Genomic DNA, 17,890 nt, shown 5'->3' with positions numbered 1-17,890 from the left:
CTGTCTTTAATCATCACACATCATCCTTTTTCATAATTCTTTCTGATATTCACAAATATCAAATCCGGCTGTCATATAATGAACGGCTGTTATAGATTTTTGCCCAAACAACACACAACCCATTACATGTTTAAAACACCCATCAGCTTGAAAGGACCAGCCGGTCAATTACAACAACATTTCACTGAAGAAATGGTGTTCAAAGCCACTGAGGCAGTTTTGGCCGGTCAATTGAATCATTGGCAGTACAACGATATATCACAGCTGATCCGGGCAGTTTACAGCGATGGTGCGCAAACACATCACCTCAGTATGAATTGGCCAATTGAGCTCAATGAGGGTGGACTTGTGGGTAAATGTTCCTGCGCTGAGCAAGGTCATTGTCAGCACTTGGCGGCTTTGACCATATACAGCAAATCCAGGTTAGATCTGTTGCCGCCATTTACCCAACAAGTCAAAGCCCTGCAAGACATCAACAACACCTTCATGAGCTGGATCACCAGACAAGTGCATGATCCTTTTCCGAACATGGCTCGACATCGCGTGATTTATATCCTTAGTCGCAGCGATGAGGGCCAGATAAAGATCAGTATATACAAAGCTTATTTATCCCAGGATGATCGGTACCAAGTCAAAGGTGACATTGACAGCAGTTTGTATTTCAAAAAACAGCAACCTAAATTCATGAGTTTGGCTGATCAGTACGTGTTTTATCAAATGAATCAAAATGGCTTGGCCAAGGTTCAACATTTCAACTTGGATGGACGGCGAGACGAGTCGGTTTTATTGATGATGTTACACACGGGGCGTTGTTTTTGGAAAGCCTGTTACCGACCACCGATCACCTTGCACAAAGTCAATGAAATACCGCAGCAAGCCAAGACCGAACTGAGTCCCAATTTGGCCTTGATTCAGCATGAAAATGCCGTGGCCTGGTTACAAAAAGCCCAAGATAAAACAGTCAAAGTGAATGAGTCAGCTGAGATTCAACCGGTATTGAATATCACCACAGCAGTGATAGATTTGCCTTGGTCCAATCAGCCACAAGTGGTGTTCGATGTGGCCCAACCGACTTTTGTAGCGGGTGATGCGCTGTTTGACTTGGATGATTTGATAGACGGTGCGGTGCTGATTGGTGCGCAACAATTAGAAAAAATATCAACTGCCTGTTACCAGCTGGAGAAGTTACCTTCGGTGAAGGCCTCCTTTGAGCCCCCCATCAGCATCAACTTCCAGGTCAATGACCGTTACCTGGGTGAAGATTTCACCGCAATGGCGCCCAGTTTACTGGCGTTATCAGAACATGGTTGGCAAATTAACATTGAAGCTGATTTCAGACTGAACGGCAACCGCATTGAGAAATGGTTTGTAGATGTGCAATCGAATCAATCATCCTCACAAGAAAGTTGGTTTGATTTACAGCTTGGTATTGAAGTGAACCAACAAAAAATCAACCTAATACCTTACCTCATTAAAGCAATCAAGAATGGCGCCTTCGATGCAGTAAAAAGTGAACTGATGATTCAATTGGATAATGGTTCGCATGTGGGCATAGCCAAGGAACAAGTGGCACAAATTGTCAGCACCATTGAGGAACTGTTTGAGGTCAAACAAGGCGATGAAAAAATCAAGTTGAATCAAAACCAGTTACTGGCGGTGGTACAAAAGCAACAAGACTGGCAGGGTGAACTGGCAGCAGATAATCAGACCGTTGATTGGATGGGATTTGATGAAGTAAAAGACAAATCTTCACAGCTCGAGGGCATCCAACAATTGGACCCAGCTGACTTGCCCAACGGCCTCAAGGCCACATTAAGGCCTTATCAGCATGTGGGTTTTTCCTGGTTGATGTTTTTGGCCGAGCATGATTTTAACGGACTGCTGGCCGATGACATGGGTTTGGGTAAAACCCTACAAACCTTGGCATTCATTCAGGCACAAAAAGAACAAGCCGGTGACACCCAAAGAAAACAACCAACCAGTTTGATTGTGGCTCCGACCAGTTTGTTGGGTAATTGGGCTGCTGAGGCCAGTAAATTCACCCCAGACTTGAAAGTAGGCATCATGACTGGGCCCAATCGCGATGCCATGTACGAGCGCTTTGAGGATTACGATTTGATTGTGGTCAGTTATGGCATCATCAGTCGAGACTTCGTTGATTTGAATAAAAAGCACATCCATCTACTGGTGCTGGATGAGGCCCAAGCGATTAAAAACCGCAAAACCCAAGTGGCGCAAATCATTAAAAAACTCACCGCCAAGCACCGTTTGTGCCTCAGTGGTACGCCGGTTGAAAACCATTTGGGTGAGCTGTGGTCAATTTTTGATTTTTTGATGCCTGGCTTTCTCGGCTCTGAAAAACAATTCCAACAACACTACCAATGGCCGATAGAGAAACAACAAGACACAGAGAAGTTACAACAGTTACAGGCCAGATTGGCACCGTTTATTTTGCGTCGAAGTAAAGCAGAAGTGGCCAAAGAACTGCCTGAGAAGAATGAAATCATCAAATACATTGATTTGCATGATGAACAAGCCACGGTGTATGAGAGTATCCGTTTGACCATGAGCGAAGAAATTCGCCAAGCGATGAAAAACCAACAGAATAATCAAATTTTGATTGGCAATGCGTTGTTGCGTTTGCGCCAGGTCTGCTGTCACCCCAGACTGATTGATTTGAAGAGCATCGATACCGACACCAGTTCAGCCAAATTAGATTGGTTGCGCAATGCTTTACCCAGTTTGGTCGAAGAGGGCAGGCGCATTTTGATTTTTTCCTCATTCACCAAGATGCTGGACATGATCGCATCCACACTGGACGAACTGGCCATAGATCATTACCAGCTCACCGGTCAAACCCCGCCTAATAAGCGCACCGAAATGATTGCTGATTTTCAAGCCGAGAACAAGCCAGTGTTCTTAATAAGTTTAAAAGCCGGTGGTGCTGGCATTAACTTAACCGCGGCCGATACGGTTATTCATTATGATCCCTGGTGGAATCCGGCAGCAGAACAACAAGCCAGTGACCGCGTGCACCGCATTGGACAAGACAAGCAGGTGTTTGTCTATAAACTGATCACCCGCGGTACGGTTGAGGAAAAAATTTACCAGCTACAACAACACAAACAACAACTGGCCGATGGCTTACTCACCAAGACCGCCGACATCAGCGAAATCCTCAGTGCCCACCAATGGCAGGAGATGTTGGGGCCAATAGCATAATTCACAGCGGAAACTCAGTGGTGGTTTTCTTGGGTCTGAGGATGAGATTGGTGTTGGTGGACTGAATGACACCGGTATTGAGCAGTTCACGCATGATGAAGTGTTCTAAATCTTCGGTGTCACGTGCAATCACTTTCATCACATAATCAAAGTTACCTGCGGTTGAATTACAATCCAGAATATATGGACTGCTATCTACAAACTCATCAAATTTCCTCAACACACTTAAGTCATGGCTGTTCATTGAGACTTGGACGTAAGCCATGACCGAGAGGTCCAGTAGTTTGGGGTCGAGCAGGGCAACATACTTTTTGATGTAGCCTAATTCCTCTAACTTTCTGACCCGGCGCCAGCAAGGAGTTTTGGATAAATGAACGGCATCAGCCAGTTCTTGGGTGTTGATGCTGGAATCTTTTTGTAGGACCCTTAATATGTCTATGTCGTGCTTATCTAGTGCTTGCATGGAATTAATTTCTTGTATTCTTTTGTTAAATGAAACTATATTCCAAAAAAAGCAAAAAATAAAGAATATTGAGAATAATATTTCAACAATTCTATCTAAAATAGACCCACGTCAACAAATTAAAGAAACGCAAGCAATACATGTCCAGATACGTCAGTACTAAATATCAGGCGAAACAAGCCAACAATGATGGTTCCATTGCATACACACACAACGAACATCAGATGTGGGCTGAGCTTTATAACGAGCAAATCAGTCTGGTCAACCGGCACATGATCAACGAGTATATAGAGGGATTGAATCATATTGATCTTCCCAGCCACAGAATACCTCAATGTTCTGAAATCTCTGAAAAATTAAAAAGCATAACAGGCTGGCAGGTCAAGCCGGTTCCAGCACTGATTGGATATGATCGTTTCTTTAATATGTTGGCCCATAAATCATTTCCTGCGGCTTCATTCATTCGCAACAAAGATGACTTTTTGTATGTGAAAGAACCCGATATCTTTCATGAAATATTCGGACACACACCTCTTCTTACCCACCCCATTGTGGCTGAATTTTCACAAAAAATAGGACAGCTTGGCACCCAACTGACAAAAGATCAGTATGCCTGGTTGGCCAGATTGTATTGGTTCACCATTGAGTTCGGTTTGATTAAAAATAATCATGGCCAGACCGTACCAATGGGATCAGGATTGGCTTCGTCCCCAACGGAGTTGATTTATGCGGCTGAAAGTAAGCAACCTGAACGCCGACCGTTTGAAATCATGGACGTATTGACCACGCCCTACAGAATCGATATCAAACAGCCGGTTTATTTTGTGCTGGATAATTTTGAACAGTTGAATGAAATCACTGCGAGGGATTTAATCAGTGACATCAAAGCAGCTCAAGAAAAGGGTCTACAACAGCCTCACGCCGCTTTGGCTCAAGCCTGTTAAACTAGCACCTATGGATAAACAACTTAAAGAACTCAAATGCGAACCGTGTAACGGTGGCGTGGCAGCGATGACCGCTGCTGAAGCCCAAGACTACCATAAGCACGTCAATGGCGCTTGGCAGTTGGCAGATGACGCCAAGTCAATACACCGCCGCTTCAAGTTCAAAAATTTCGCCAAGACCATGTTTTTTGTTAACGCCTTGGCCAATCTGGCTGATAAAGAAGGCCATCACCCCGATGTTAAGTTTGGTTACAACTATTGTGAAGTGTTGTTCACCACACATGAAGCCGGTGGCCTGACCATAAATGACTACATTTGTGCCAAAAAAGTGGACTTGTTGTAATTAATAAGTAGTTAAAGTCACTTTAATCGCAGTAAATGCACATGGTTGTACTTTTTAACCATTAATTCAGTGTTTTAATTCCTTTTAAAAAAATTATGGTTTTATAATGTCTATTTCTCATTAAAAGGAATTGATATGAATTCTTCTCATAAGCTTTTTTTCGCCACCTTACTTTCTCTTGTTTGTTTTTTTTCGACCGCTGCCGTTCTTAAAGATGGTATAGATATTCCTGTGCGTTTGGCGCAGAATGTCAATGGCAACATGAACTTCACTGGTGAGACCGTGTATTTCCAGGTGACTGAAGATGTGATGGTTGATTCTGATGTGGTGATTGCTGCTGGCACTTTTGTTAAGGGCATGGTGCAGGAAGCCGTAGGCAGAAAAAGCATGGGCAAAGGCGGTGTATTGACCCTGGTGCCCAGAAGCTTGGTGGCCTCAAACGGCGAGTTAGTTAAATTTGAACGCAATCCGCTGTCGCAAGAAGGTCGCAAAAGAACCGGTGCGACAGTTGCACATGTTGTGATGTGGGGACCATTGGGGTTGTTTGCTAAGGGGCGTGCTGCTTATATGTTCCGCGACACCGAGTTTGATATCACAGTGGATGGTAAATATGACTTACCTGCGATACCTGCTGATAAGCCTGCGCAACAAGACATGCAGTCTTTTCCCGTGGCGTTTCAAGAATACAAAAGTAAAATCAACTACCGCAAAGGTAAAACGGGTAAAGACTTTATGGTAACAGTGACTGATTCAGAGGATTACAAAATCAGGAACATTGAAATCACAGCAGTTGACGGTCACCCATTACCTAAAGCGATTAAACCCGTCAGCATCAGTAATGACCGCAAAAATGACGGTCAAAAAATTCTGACTTTTGCTTTCACTGACATCATCAAATACGCAGTTCCAGAATCATCTGAGTTTGAGTTCACCATCGGTGATGAGTATCAAGCCACTGCGCAGTTGAACACAAGATGGAAACTTAAATAAAACAATGATAATGCGATTGACAGAAGGCGCAGTGATGCGCCTTTTTTACTTCAAGGGTTTAAAGTCTTTGACCCGTAATTTGGCATCATCATCTTGCTCGGCTTCATCAGTCAGTGGTTCACAGGGCTTGAATGTTTCTAGGCAGCGTTTACTTAAGTTCTGGTAGATGCCTGTGCCAACGGTCTTCCATTTTATTTGCTCATCTGAAACTTGTTTTTTCACTGTGGCTGGTGAACCAGCTATGATTGAACGGGCAGGGGCTTGGAAATTGGGTTTGATGTAACTCAACGCAGCGATCATGCATTCTTTACCAATTTTGGCATTGTCCATCACCACCGTTTGGATGCCTACCATACAGTTTTCACCAATGTCGCAGCCGTGTAGTACTGCACCATGGCTGATGTGACCATTTTTGCGCACCCGGGTCACGCCCTCGGGAAAGCCATGAGCAATGCATCCATCTTGAAAGTTGACGCCGTCTTCTAAAACGATTTTGCCGAAGTCGCCACGCAAACTGGCGTGTGGACCGATGTAGCAATTTTTACCAATCACCACATGGCCTATGATTGAGGCAGTGGGGTGAATGAAAGAACTAGGATCTATAACCGGTTTAACACCGTCAATTTCGTAACAACTCATGCATCTAGGTATAATAAAAAGAACAACATTGTACCCGATTCCTTAAGTTTTATTAAAACCGTTACCAATGTGCTTCGCGCATTTTTTACTTGCCTTGCTCTAAGATGTGTTTTTTTTAATTTCATGGCAGATGCAATGTCAAATGCGCAGGCACAACAGAAGGACCTTAAATCAGGCAAACTCTATCCTCAACTGATTAAACTGGCTGCTCCAGCGGCTCTTGGTATGATGTTCAATACTTTGTATAACCTCACTGATACCTGGTTTGCGGGACAAATTTCAGACCAAGCCTTAGCAGCCTTGTCCATTGCTTCTTTGATATTCTTTTTAACCATCAGTATTGGTAACGGCATGCGCAGCGGTACTTCAGCCATGGTGGCTCCTGACGTAGGCAATGATAAAAAGGATGAAGTATTGGCTTGGGTAAACAATGCCTTTGGTATTGGACTGATCAGTGCTGCAATAGTTTTTGTTCTGGCATATGCATTTGGTCCCATGCTGTTGTCTTATCTGGCGTCGCAACAAGCTGTGGCGGACTTGGCGTGGGAATATTTGTCTATTATTTTATTCAGTAATGTGGTTTTTGCCATGAACAGTGTGGCAGCAGGTATTCTAGTCGGCCATGGCGATACCGTGACATATCGCAATGTGTTGATGGTTGGTTTTTTTGTCAACTTGGGCTTGAACCCATTGTTTATTTTTGTCTTTGATTTTGGCATCGCTGGATTGGCTTGGGCCACCATTCTGATCAAAATCGCTTCTGCTATTTATTTGATTGTGGCAGTAAAAAATACCACCGCTCATTGGCCTATACCGGCATTTAAATGGGCGCGATGGCAAAAACTTTTTGCCCAAATCGCACCGGCCAGTCTTAATATGATAATCATCATTTTGGGCAGTTTTGTGATGATCAAATTTGTAGGTGAATTTGGTGACGATGCGGTTGCTGGATATTCAGTTGGGTTGCGAATAGAGCAAGTCCTGTTGTTACCAGCGTTGGGATTGAATGCAGCCATGATGGCAATGGGTGGCCAAAACTTTGGTGTAGACCAATACCAACGAATCAAAGATGCCTACCACAAAGCCCTGAAACTTGGGATGGTGGTTGCGGTGGTGATGATACCGGTGATGTTATTTGCTTCGCCCTCGTTGGTCAATAGCTTCAGTGATACAGAGTCAGTGGCCACTGTCGGGATTTCCTACATGCGTATCGATGCCATTGCCTTTTTTGCTTATGTGGTGTTTTTCATCAGTGTTGGTACCTTGCAGGCCATCAAACAACCCAATTTCCCAATGATTCTTGGGGCGTTTCGACAGATTCTGATACCCGTAGGTATTTACTATCTGCTGGTTGTGTATTGGGACTTTGGCGTCAACAGCTTGTTTTATGCTTTGGTTGGGGTGGTTTCAGTCAGTGCTGTGATTTTGTATTTGTATACCAACAGACAATTGAAGAAATTAATTGCTGATGGATGTATGGCTAAAAAAATAATCCAGCTCAACGAATGCTCTGGCCAACTGAGATTGAACTTGACTCACTAATTAGTTTTTCAATCTCATTAGCCAATGCCACTGCAGTTGATTTTATATCAAAGCTGAAATATGCATACCTATGGCATTTTCAATAGGGGAGCGTGGCCCGACCGAGGATTATACTCATGGTGAATTAAAGCGTGCGCAAATCACTTTGGCATCATGCGGGTATCAGAATGAGCTCAATGAATGTTCAGAGTTTGATGATAATTGGCCTTATCAATTGTTTTAGATTTATAATTGTGTCTGATTTGATTTAAACTGTTGGGTATTTAAATGCTCACAGTGCCAATAAAACATGTTGATAAACCCTAATAACCACTGCCTTAATTTGATCCATGCGTAAGTTGCTCTTGTTATCCCTTGTGGTCAGTCAATTTACAATGGCTTCTGACTTCAGTTACCAAGGCCCAATTCTGTCGGCTGTTTATGATGGCCCCACCATTGTTGATAACAGTCACTTCCGCTTCAACAGCAGTGAAAAACTGAGTTTTGATCCCCTAGACTACTTAAGTTCTCAAGCACCTGAATTGATGCCATTGAATGAAACCATAGCGGCTTGGTCCGCGATGAAGTCTATACACCCCAAAGTATTAATAGGCATGGTAAAAGCTGCATTCAATAACCAAGCGGTGGTTGCCAGTCAGGAGAATAAAGACCTGGTTTGGCAAATTGCGGCTGGTTTGGATGAAATTTTTGCTCAAAATAAGAGCAATCCACTGGCTGCAAGTATTGCCATCAGCTCTGTGAGCAACAGCTTTGGCCTGATGCCTGAATTCAGTGCTGAATTGAGCCGCAGTCGCCAAAGCTCAGATGAAAACTTTTCTGGCGCTGCAACCTTATTTAATTACTTACAGCCGCCGTGGCCAAGAGGTGAGTTTTGGGGTGGCGGCGGTGTGCATAGAAATGGGGGTTCTGGATCGGTGAGAAACGCACTGGATTTTTGGGGTGGGTTCGATGATTGGGGCGATGACACCTCTGCTTATTGGGTGAGTGCTGCACAAGCGGGTATCGCCAGGGTTTGGTCTTCATGTTCGATGACCGTGATACACCCCAATGGTTGGGAAACATCTTATTATCATTTGGATAACATACAAGTGAACGATCAAAGCGCGGTTATTGATAACCAAGCGCTTGCCAATTATGCTGACAACGAAGCCCAAGCCTTGTGTAACGGTGGTGGCTCGACTGGGCCGCACGTTCATGTGGCGGTTTGGGACACTGCTGGTGATGCCGTTTTGATTGATGAGTCCAACATTAATTTTACCAGTTGGATGCATCATGCTGGCGAAGGGAATTATGATTTTGATTGTGACACCTCCTACTACACCATGTTACCCGCCAATAATGTGGTTTGTCCCGGCTGGTTGAATCTGCCCAATAACACATCTGGACTGATTGATTTAATCTATCTCAATGGTTTTGAGTAAGACAGCTAAATAAATCGGTTTTCTATGAATACAATAATATTTGAGTCAAATTGAATGAAAAAAGAATTTAAAGTACCGCATACCCTTATTTTGTTGTTAGGCATGATGTTTATTGCCTTCATCGCCACTTGGATTGTGCCGCAAGGCTTTTTTGAGACAATCACCTTGGAAAACGGACGTGAAGCTGTTGTAGCAGGCACTTATGAGGTTGCTGAAACACAAAAGCGCTTGTCTTTGTTTGATTTTTTGATTGCTATCCCGCGGGCATTGGCCGCGGCACAAGACATCATATTTTTTGTTTTCATCATTGGTGGTGTATTGGCAATTGCCAGGGCCACTGGCACCATCGACGCACTGATTGGTAGCATGCTAGAGCGTTTTGGTGAAAAGCCACACATGCTCATTTTCATGGTTATATTTGTTTTTGCTCTGGCCTCAGGAGCCATTGGCACAGCCGGGGAATACATACCTTTCGTGCTCATACTGGTGGGTTTGTGTAAGGCCATGCGGCTGGATGCCATGACCGCGGTGGGGATGGTGGTGACTGGCTATGGTATTGGCTATGGCGTTTCTGCTTTCAACCCTTTCACCGTGATGATTGCACAACAAATCGCCGATGTGCCGTTGTATTCTGGTTTGTGGCTGCGCTTGGCCATATTTTTGCCCTTTGTGTTGATTGGTTTTCACCATGTTTGGAAATACGCCAAAATGGTTCAAGTTGATCCATCAAAGTCATATGTGCATGGTTTGGCTTGTCCACTGGAGGATAAGGAACAACATGATTACCCACAGCTCAATAACAGACACCGTTTGATATTATTTGGCTTGGTGGCAACCATTGTGGTTGCTGTTTGGGGCATATCTGAAAGAGGATGGTATTTATATGAGTTAGGCGCCATGTTTATTGTCTGGGGTGTTTTTGCTGCTGTGGTTGGTAAGCTCAGTGCGGATATGGCTGCCAATAAATTCATCGAAGGGGTGCAAGAATTGGCCACCACAGCCATCCTCATCGGTGTGGCTCGTGGTATTGCATTGATTATGGAAGACGGTCAAATACTGCATACCTTGGTACATGCCATGTCCATGCCTCTGTCATATTTGGGTGCTGAATTGGCTGCGGTAGGCATGTTCATCATGCAATCGGTTCTGAATCTATTTATCCCGTCAGGCAGTGGTCAAGCCTATGTCACCATGCCGTTAATGGCGCCAGTGGGTGACATCATTGGGGTAAATCGTCAGATATCAGTTTTGGCCTATCAATTTGGTGATGGTTTTTCTAACATGATCATTCCAACCAATGCGGTATTGATGGGCATCATTGGTATGGCCGGTGTCCCTTATAACGCTTGGTTCAGGTTTTGTCTGCCGTTGATATTAAAATTGATGGGAGCAGCTGCTGCGGTGCTGGTACTGGCCGTGGTGTTTGATTATGGCGCTGGGGTTCAACCAATTTAATCAGATAAAAATTTTATAACCAATGCAGTCTTCGAAATATATAAACATTTTGATGATGCAATTAAGACAAGGAGTTTCTTATGAAAACAAGTAAGTTTGTGGTATTTGCGTACCTGAGTATGATTGCAGTATTTGAGCTCAATGCGGCTGTCATAGTGGTTAATTCCAACAGCGGCAGTCTAGGTAACAACCAATTTTGTACTTTACGGGCTGCGATCAGAGCCGCCGAGTCAGATGCATCATTTTATGGCTGTTCTGCCGGTTCAGGTCAAGATACCATAGTATTACCCACGGCTGTCACCATCACTTTCAATCAAGTTGATTATAACGGTATCGGCAACAATGCATTGCCCCGAGTAACCACTGCCATCATCATTGAAGGCAACGATTCAGTGTTAAGCATTGACGATTCAGCGCCTCAGATGCGTTTCTTCACGGTCAATGACACCCCTGAAGAAACGGGTCAATTGACTTTGAATGATTTGACTTTACAAGGTGGTAATGTGGATGGTTCAGGCGGTGCCATTGCGAGCAATGGCGTATTGAATTTGAACCGTGTACGTGTTGAAAACAATGAGGCCAGTTTTGAAGGGGGTGCCATGTATTGTTACGAATCACAAGCTTTGTGCCAAGTAACATCATCACTGTTGATTAGTAACACTGCGTCATATGCCGGCGCAATTATCATCGATCTGGGCGCAGAGTTGGTGCTTGATAAAACCACAGTCAGTGGCAACCAAGCCACCATTGGCAGTGGTGGTGCCGATGGCGGATCTATCTATGTTGAATCCGGTAATGCTTTGATCATTAACTCGACCATTACCAACAACCAAGCCTCCCGTTATGGAGGTTTATTTGCAGCTTCAAGTGACTTGCCATTTTCAACCCCAGGTTTCATCGAAGTCCATTTCTCTACAATTGCTTTTAACGAGCCCATAGGTGTGGTGGGTAATGTCACCATCAAGAATTCTATTTTAGCTACCAATGTTGGGGGGAATTGTAGGGTTACCAATTCCATCATCAGTGATGGCTATAACCTCTCTGATGACGACAGTTGTGGTTTGGTTGGAACCGCAGACGTGGAGGGTGTTGATGCTGCGCTTGGGCCACTTCGATTGGCCAGTAATTACCAACAATATTACCCATTGAGTTATCAAAGTCCTGCCATAGACTCGGCTGACCCGCTTGATTGTATCAATGAAGATCAATCAGGTAAAGCACGGCCACTTGATGGTGATAACAACGGCTCAGCATTGTGTGACAAAGGGGCAGTCGAAATGGTCAATGACTTTATCTTTCTCAGCAGTTTTGATTGACACTGTTAGGTTTTAATTGTCCGTTTTCAGGTAGCTATTCCTCTAAATTCGGTCGCAAGCTTTTCTTGGCCTCGTCCACAGTAACGCCTTTTCTTTGGGCATAGTCCTCGACTTGTTCGTCGTTGATCTTACCGACCACAAAATACTGTGATTCTGGATGAGCATAGTAAAAACCACTGACTGATGAAGCAGGGTACATGGTTAAGCCTGAGGTCAGTTCAATGCCGGTGTTGTTGGTGACATCGAGTAAATCGAATAACAACTCTTTCTGGGTGTGGTCTGGACAGGCTGGATAGCCAGGCGCAGGGCGGATGCTGCGGTATTGCTCGTTGATCAATGATTCATTATCTAATTGTTCGTCTGCTTCATAACCCCAATATTGTTTTCTGACTTGTTGGTGTAGGTATTCAGCGTATGCTTCAGCCAAACGGTCAGCCAAGGCCTTGAGCATGATACTGTTGTAATCATCACCAGCGGCCTCAAAACGTTGAACATGTGCTTCTATCCCGATGCCAGTGGTCACCGCAAAGGCGCCAATATGATCATTCAGTCCAGCTTCTTCTGGTGCTATGAAATCACTCAAACACAGGTTGGCCTTTGGCTTGTTGGCTTGTTGGCGCAGGTTCAATAGGCGGTGTGGTTCATCATTGTGTTGAATGATCACATCATCGCCGCTTGAGTGGGCCGGAAAGAAGCCCAACACGGCCTTACATTGTAACCACTTTTCATCAATGATTTGATCAAGCATTTTTAAAGCATCTTGATACAACTCTGAGGCGCTTTCACCGACCACTTCATCGGTAAGAATGGCAGGAAAACGACCGTGCAGTTCCCAAGTTTGAAAGAACGGCGTCCAATCGATATATTCTCGTAATGTACTCAATGCGGTATCTTCAAGAACTTTGACACCTGTGAATTGGGGTTTAACCGGTTTAAATCCTGACCAGTCTAATTTCAGGCTGTTGTTTCTGGCTTGCGCCAGTGGAATCAGATTTTTATTGGACTTGCGGTTTTTGCGTCGTTCCCTGATCTCATCGTATTCTTGTTTGATACTTTTACAGTATTCTACTTGCTTGTCTTCAGACAGTAAGTTGGCAACCACGCCTACAGCACGTGAGGCATCTTTGACCCAAACGGTGGCGTTATCATATCCCGGTTCAATTTTCAGTGCGGTGTGGGTTCTTGAGGTGGTGGCTCCGCCTATGAGCAGCGGTAAATCCATGCCTTTTTCTTGCATCAATTCAGCGACATAACACATCTCATCCAAAGAGGGTGTAATCAAGCCTGATAAACCAATGATATCAGCATGGTGTTCTTGTGCGGCTTTGAGGATGTTTTCAGCCGGCACCATAACACCCAAATCTATGATTTCATAATTATTACAGCCCAAGACCACGCCAACAATGTTCTTACCAATATCATGCACATCACCTTTAACAGTGGCCATGATGATTTTGCCTTTGGCTTGTTGTTTGCCTTTTTGTGCTTCAATGTGAGGGGTCAACCAAGCCACCGCTTTTTTCATAACCCGTGCTGATTTGACCACTTGGGGCAAAAACATTTTACCTTCACCAAATAAATCACCCACGACATTCATGCCATCCATCAATGGGCCTTCAATCACTGACAAAGGATCATTGTGTACTTCCATGGCAGCCTGCGCATCCTCTTCAATGAAATCTATGATGCCATGTACCAATGAATGGTTGATGCGGTCTTTGACTTCGCCTTCGCGCCAAGCCAATTTATCACCTTCATCCTGTGCTTGACCCTGCATGTTCTGTGCTAAATCCAGCAGCTCTTCAGTGGCGTTGGGATCGCGATTGAACAACAGGTCCTCTATCTTATCCTTGATGTCAGTTGGGATGTCATCATAAACCGTTAATTGGCCGGCATTAACGATACCCATGTCCATGCCGGCCTTGATGGCATGGTAAAGGAACACCGAATGAATGGCTTCACGCAGTGGGTTGTTGCCACGAAAAGAGAAAGAGATATTTGAAACACCGCCTGAAACCATGGCATGGGGCAAATTTTGTTTGATCCAAGCTGTGGCTTCAATGAAATCTTTGCCGTAATTGTTGTGTGCTTCTATACCGGTACCGATGGCAAAGATATTGGGGTCAAAAATGATGTCCTCAGGCGCGAAACCAATTTTGTTGACTAATAATTCATAGGAACGCTGACAAATTTCAATTTTGCGTTCATATGAGTCAGCTTGACCGGTTTCATCAAATGCCATGACAATCACCGCTGCACCATATTTTTGGGCCAGTTTGGCATGCGCTAAGAATTCATCCTCACCTTCCTTGAGGCTGATGGAGTTAACCACACCTTTGCCTTGAATGTGTTGTAGACCTGCTTCAAGGATTTCCCATTTGGATGAATCTAGCATGATGGGTACTCGGCCCACATTGGGCTCAGAGCCAATTAAATTCAAAAAAGTAACCATCATTTCTTTCGAATCAATCAAGCCCTCATCCATATTGATGTCGATGATTTGAGCACCGTTATCAACTTGTTCTTGGGCCACTTCCAAAGCCGTTTGAAGGTCGTTTTCTTTGATCAGCCTTTTGAATTTAAGTGAGCCGGTGACATTGGTGCGCTCACCAACATTCACGAAGTTTAACTCCGGTGTAATGGTCAGGGGCTCAAGACCTGACAATCGACAGTAAGTAGGTGTTTCAGGAATTTTTCTGACGGCGTATTTTTGTGCCATCTCAGCCAGTGCGGTGATGTGTTCTGGGGTAGTGCCACAACAGCCGCCCATGATGTTGATGTGACCATGGGATACCATTTGTTCCATGATTTTAGCCATGTGAGATGGACTGTGGTCGTATTCGCCTAACTCATTGGGTAGGCCTGCATTCGGATGGATGCTGACGTAGCACTCACAAATGTCGGATAATTCCTTGATATATGGAATCAAATCATCGGCACCCAGCGCGCAGTTCAGGCCAATTGCTAAGGGTTTAACGTGGCGGATTGAATGGTAAAAGGCAGCCAAAGTTTGACCTGATAAGGTGCGACCACTGGCATCAACAATGGTCCCTGATATCATGATGGGTATTTCGCTGTTGCGCGCATCCAATACGCTCTGTAAAGCAAATAATGCAGCGCGGGCATTCAATGTATCGAAGATGGTTTCAACCATCAATACATCAGCACCACCATCAATCAGACCATTGGTTGCTTCCGTGTAGGCCGAAACCAATTCATCGAAGGTCACATTGCGGTATTCTGGGCGGTTGATATCGGGGGATATAGAGGCCGTGCGATTGGTCGGACCCAGCACGCCAATAACCCAGCGCGGTTTGTCTTCGCTGTTGTATTTATTACAGGCGGTTTTGGCAATGGCTGCTGATTGTTTATTGATTTCATAGGTCAGATGTTCACAAGCGTAGTCAGCTTGAGCAATGCAGGTGGCATTGAAGGTATTGGTTTCAACAAAATCAGAGCCAGCATTCAGGTTTTGCTCGTGTATGTTTTGGATAATTTGTGGCTGGGTTAATGATAAAATATCATTGTTACCTTTCAAATCATCACTGTGGTCCTTAAGTAAGCTTCCACGGTAGTCTGCTTCTTGCAATTTCAATGTTTGTATCTTGGTCCCCATGGCCGAGTCCAACAATAGGATTCGTTGTTTTAGGTGTTGTTCGATTAGACTGCGGGTATTGGTCTTGTTATTCATTATTTATTTACTTGCTTCTACTGTGATGATTTTAAAATGGGGCTTACGTTGTTCTTGTGAGCTGATACTGGCTTGGACTGTGCTGAAACCAGCATCCAAGCACCATTGTTCAAGTTGTTTGGTTTCAAAACCGAGGTTTTTGTGGCCGTAATCTTTCAATATGTCTTGGTGTTGATGCAGGTGAAGGGTTGATATCAACAAATGGCCACCGGTTTTACATACTTTGAATGCTTCCTTGATAACTTTTTCTGGCCGCTCTGAGTAGGTCAAAACATGCAGCATCAAAACACAATCATAGTTGCCTTCAGGTAAATTCAAATGATGGATATCACCTTGGTGAAATTTAACATTTTTTAAACCTTGCAAACGTTTTTTAGCAGCATCTATGGCTTTCATGTTGTTATCAACACAGGTATATTCAGCAGCATTTTTGGCCAATAATTCCGCCAAAACCCCATCACCAGAGCCCAAGTCGAGAACCTGCCCCAAATCAACCAGTTTGGCCACCACTCGAGTGGTGGCTTCCCAAGTTCTGCCAGGAGAATAATGCCTTTCCATGTCACCAGCTACTGCATCAACCCATTGATTACTGACGGCTTGTTCAGACAATACCTGAGCCAGTTGTTTGTTGTCTTCTTGGATGATTGCTACGTTGTTGTAGTGTTGGTTCAATATGTCCAACATTTCTGGATAGTTGTCATCAAAATGTTCAGTATTTAGACGATAATACGCACTGACACCTTGTTTTCTGGCTAAAACCATTTGGTGATTTTTCAAGTTCGATAGGTGGGTGGAAACCCGCGGCTGGGCTAGACGGGTGATTTCAGCCAGCTCTGCAACCGTAAGTTCTTGTTGGTTGAGCAACAGTACCAGTCGAATCCGTGATTCATCTGATAAGATTTTGAACAGTTCATTGAGTTGCATATATCTTTATATCTTGATTAAGAGATATATCAAATTTTAGGCTATTATAAAAAGATTACAAGTATTAATGCATCTCGAGTGTGCATGATAATATTTTTGTGACTTAAATTGAGCCAAGACATGATAGATTTTTATACCTTTAATACCATCAATGGCAGGGCAGTGGCGCTGGCATTGGCCGCAATGCGTTTACCGCATGAGACTCATACCATAGATATAATGAATGGCGAACAGCGCGGCAGTGAATTTCTTAGCATCAATCCCTCAGGCAGAATTCCGGTGATTGTAGATCAATCAGTAGAGCCAGTCTTAACAGTGTCACAGACCACGGCCATATTGATTTACTTGGCAGAAAAAAGCGGCAAGTTTCTAAGTCAAGAACAAGCTCAGCGAGCCAAAACCATACAGTGGTTAAGTTTTATAACCACAGATATTGGGGTCAATGTATTCAACAACTTTTTATTGAAAGCTTTGGTCAAGCCACCACAAGTTGAGGCTGCCAATGTACTTAAATCTCGTGCCCTGCGTTTTTGTCAAGAAATTGAGTCCCAGCTTAATGAGTCGGCTTATATTGCTGGTGATGAATTAAGTATTGCTGATATGGCGGCTCTACCAATCATTGATTTTTGGCGTGATGACATCATCAATAAAGAGCACCCAAATACCCAGTTTTGGTACGAGCACTTATTACAGCAACCATTTGTTATCAATGGACTCAAATAAAACACGTAGTCATACTTGAAGGAATAAGGCTGATTTAATATTCAATATTAGGGTGTTATTCATGCCATTAAACCGTTAAAATTCAACCATGTTGCACATCGCATTCATGATGAATTTGTGCACATGCTAATGGACGGGGACTCATAAAAAAATGATTAATGATGATAAAACTGGGTGCTCGCCTTTTGGTAATTTTAACGTTGTCACTTCAGACCAG

12 protein-coding genes and 1 pseudogene are annotated in these 17,890 nt (G+C 43.9%); 9 read left to right on the top strand and 4 right to left on the bottom strand.

The window, feature by feature from the left end:
* Nucleotides 1-126: 126 nt before the first annotated feature.
* Nucleotides 127-3,222 (top strand): DEAD/DEAH box helicase, encoded by a 3,096-nt coding sequence (locus QNI24_RS07615; RefSeq protein WP_267175962.1) that lies wholly within the window; start codon nt 127-129, stop codon nt 3,220-3,222.
* A 1-nt stretch (nt 3,223) separates the two neighbouring features.
* Here QNI24_RS07615 and QNI24_RS07610 read toward each other — a convergent pair whose 3' ends face one another.
* Complete coding sequence (locus QNI24_RS07610; RefSeq protein ID WP_267175961.1) at nt 3,224-3,685, bottom strand: Lrp/AsnC family transcriptional regulator; 462 nt, start codon at nt 3,683-3,685, stop codon at nt 3,224-3,226.
* Between the two features lie 131 nt (nt 3,686-3,816).
* Between QNI24_RS07610 and phhA the strand changes: the two are divergent.
* From phhA to QNI24_RS07595, 3 genes and pseudogenes are all read left to right on the top strand, one after another.
* A pseudogene (phhA, locus tag QNI24_RS07605) lies at nt 3,817-4,629 on the top strand (phenylalanine 4-monooxygenase); the annotation flags it as partial.
* A gap of 10 nt (nt 4,630-4,639) precedes the next feature.
* Nucleotides 4,640-4,972: a 4a-hydroxytetrahydrobiopterin dehydratase gene (locus tag QNI24_RS07600; protein WP_267175960.1), complete on the top strand. Its 333-nt coding sequence runs from the start codon at nt 4,640-4,642 to the stop codon at nt 4,970-4,972.
* 135 nt (nt 4,973-5,107) lie between these two features.
* Nucleotides 5,108-5,962: a hypothetical protein gene (locus QNI24_RS07595; protein WP_267175959.1), complete on the top strand. Its 855-nt coding sequence runs from the start codon at nt 5,108-5,110 to the stop codon at nt 5,960-5,962.
* A gap of 45 nt (nt 5,963-6,007) precedes the next feature.
* On the opposite strand, the gene QNI24_RS07590 is transcribed toward QNI24_RS07595, so the two are convergent.
* Nucleotides 6,008-6,601: an acyltransferase gene (locus QNI24_RS07590; RefSeq protein WP_267175958.1), complete on the bottom strand. Its 594-nt coding sequence runs from the start codon at nt 6,599-6,601 to the stop codon at nt 6,008-6,010.
* Nucleotides 6,602-6,736: 135 nt separating this feature from the next.
* Between QNI24_RS07590 and QNI24_RS07585 the strand changes: the two genes are divergently transcribed.
* The 4 genes from QNI24_RS07585 (at nt 6,737) to QNI24_RS07570 (ending at nt 12,335) form a co-directional block, all read left to right on the top strand.
* On the top strand, nt 6,737-8,143 hold the full coding sequence (locus QNI24_RS07585) for an MATE family efflux transporter (protein WP_283708597.1): 1,407 nt from the start codon (nt 6,737-6,739) through the stop codon (nt 8,141-8,143).
* Nucleotides 8,144-8,517: 374 nt separating this feature from the next.
* Nucleotides 8,518-9,564, top strand: a complete 1,047-nt coding sequence (locus QNI24_RS07580; RefSeq protein WP_283708596.1) for a M23 family metallopeptidase — start codon at nt 8,518-8,520, stop codon at nt 9,562-9,564.
* A 54-nt stretch (nt 9,565-9,618) separates the two neighbouring features.
* Nucleotides 9,619-11,019, top strand: coding sequence for a YfcC family protein (locus QNI24_RS07575; RefSeq protein WP_267175955.1), 1,401 nt, complete (start codon nt 9,619-9,621; stop codon nt 11,017-11,019).
* Nucleotides 11,020-11,099: 80 nt separating this feature from the next.
* Nucleotides 11,100-12,335 carry a choice-of-anchor Q domain-containing protein gene (locus QNI24_RS07570; protein WP_267175954.1) on the top strand — a complete coding sequence of 412 codons (1,236 nt, stop codon included), beginning with the start codon at nt 11,100-11,102 and terminating at the stop codon, nt 12,333-12,335.
* A 34-nt stretch (nt 12,336-12,369) separates the two neighbouring features.
* Here the strand turns inward: QNI24_RS07570 and metH are convergent, their stop codons facing one another.
* Together metH and QNI24_RS07560 are read right to left on the bottom strand one after the other, a co-directional pair.
* Nucleotides 12,370-16,026 carry a methionine synthase gene (gene metH, locus QNI24_RS07565; protein ID WP_267175953.1) on the bottom strand — a complete coding sequence of 1,219 codons (3,657 nt, stop codon included), beginning with the start codon at nt 16,024-16,026 and terminating at the stop codon, nt 12,370-12,372.
* Nucleotides 16,027-16,029: 3 nt separating this feature from the next.
* The gene (locus QNI24_RS07560; protein ID WP_267175952.1) at nt 16,030-16,950 is read right to left on the bottom strand and encodes an ArsR/SmtB family transcription factor; all 921 of its coding nucleotides are present in this window, start codon (nt 16,948-16,950) and stop codon (nt 16,030-16,032) included.
* A gap of 120 nt (nt 16,951-17,070) precedes the next feature.
* On the opposite strand from QNI24_RS07560, the gene QNI24_RS07555 reads away from it, so the two are divergent.
* Nucleotides 17,071-17,673, top strand: coding sequence for a glutathione S-transferase family protein (locus QNI24_RS07555; protein WP_267175951.1), 603 nt, complete (start codon nt 17,071-17,073; stop codon nt 17,671-17,673).
* Nucleotides 17,674-17,890: the final 217 nt, after the last annotated feature.

The sequence above is a fragment of the Marinicella marina genome (assembly GCF_030065545.1).
Taxonomy (GTDB): Bacteria; Pseudomonadota; Gammaproteobacteria; order Xanthomonadales; family Marinicellaceae; genus Marinicella; species Marinicella marina.
The sequence above is the reverse complement of the archived record's forward strand: the minus strand, read 5'-3'. Positions and strand labels throughout refer to the sequence as shown.

What these genes read in the sequence shown, in the direction of transcription:
- QNI24_RS07615 (WP_267175962.1), top strand. Translation starts at nt 127, where the DNA reads ATGTTTAAAACACCCATCAGCTTGAAAGGACCAGCCGGTCAATTACAA.
- QNI24_RS07610 (WP_267175961.1), bottom strand. Translation starts at nt 3,685, where the DNA reads ATGCAAGCACTAGATAAGCACGACATAGACATATTAAGGGTCCTACAA.
- QNI24_RS07600 (WP_267175960.1), top strand. Translation starts at nt 4,640, where the DNA reads ATGGATAAACAACTTAAAGAACTCAAATGCGAACCGTGTAACGGTGGC.
- QNI24_RS07595 (WP_267175959.1), top strand. Translation starts at nt 5,108, where the DNA reads ATGAATTCTTCTCATAAGCTTTTTTTCGCCACCTTACTTTCTCTTGTT.
- QNI24_RS07590 (WP_267175958.1), bottom strand. Translation starts at nt 6,601, where the DNA reads ATGAGTTGTTACGAAATTGACGGTGTTAAACCGGTTATAGATCCTAGT.
- QNI24_RS07585 (WP_283708597.1), top strand. Translation starts at nt 6,737, where the DNA reads ATGTCAAATGCGCAGGCACAACAGAAGGACCTTAAATCAGGCAAACTC.
- QNI24_RS07580 (WP_283708596.1), top strand. Translation starts at nt 8,518, where the DNA reads ATGGCTTCTGACTTCAGTTACCAAGGCCCAATTCTGTCGGCTGTTTAT.
- QNI24_RS07575 (WP_267175955.1), top strand. Translation starts at nt 9,619, where the DNA reads ATGAAAAAAGAATTTAAAGTACCGCATACCCTTATTTTGTTGTTAGGC.
- QNI24_RS07570 (WP_267175954.1), top strand. Translation starts at nt 11,100, where the DNA reads ATGAAAACAAGTAAGTTTGTGGTATTTGCGTACCTGAGTATGATTGCA.
- metH (WP_267175953.1), bottom strand. Translation starts at nt 16,026, where the DNA reads ATGAATAACAAGACCAATACCCGCAGTCTAATCGAACAACACCTAAAA.
- QNI24_RS07560 (WP_267175952.1), bottom strand. Translation starts at nt 16,950, where the DNA reads ATGCAACTCAATGAACTGTTCAAAATCTTATCAGATGAATCACGGATT.
- QNI24_RS07555 (WP_267175951.1), top strand. Translation starts at nt 17,071, where the DNA reads ATGATAGATTTTTATACCTTTAATACCATCAATGGCAGGGCAGTGGCG.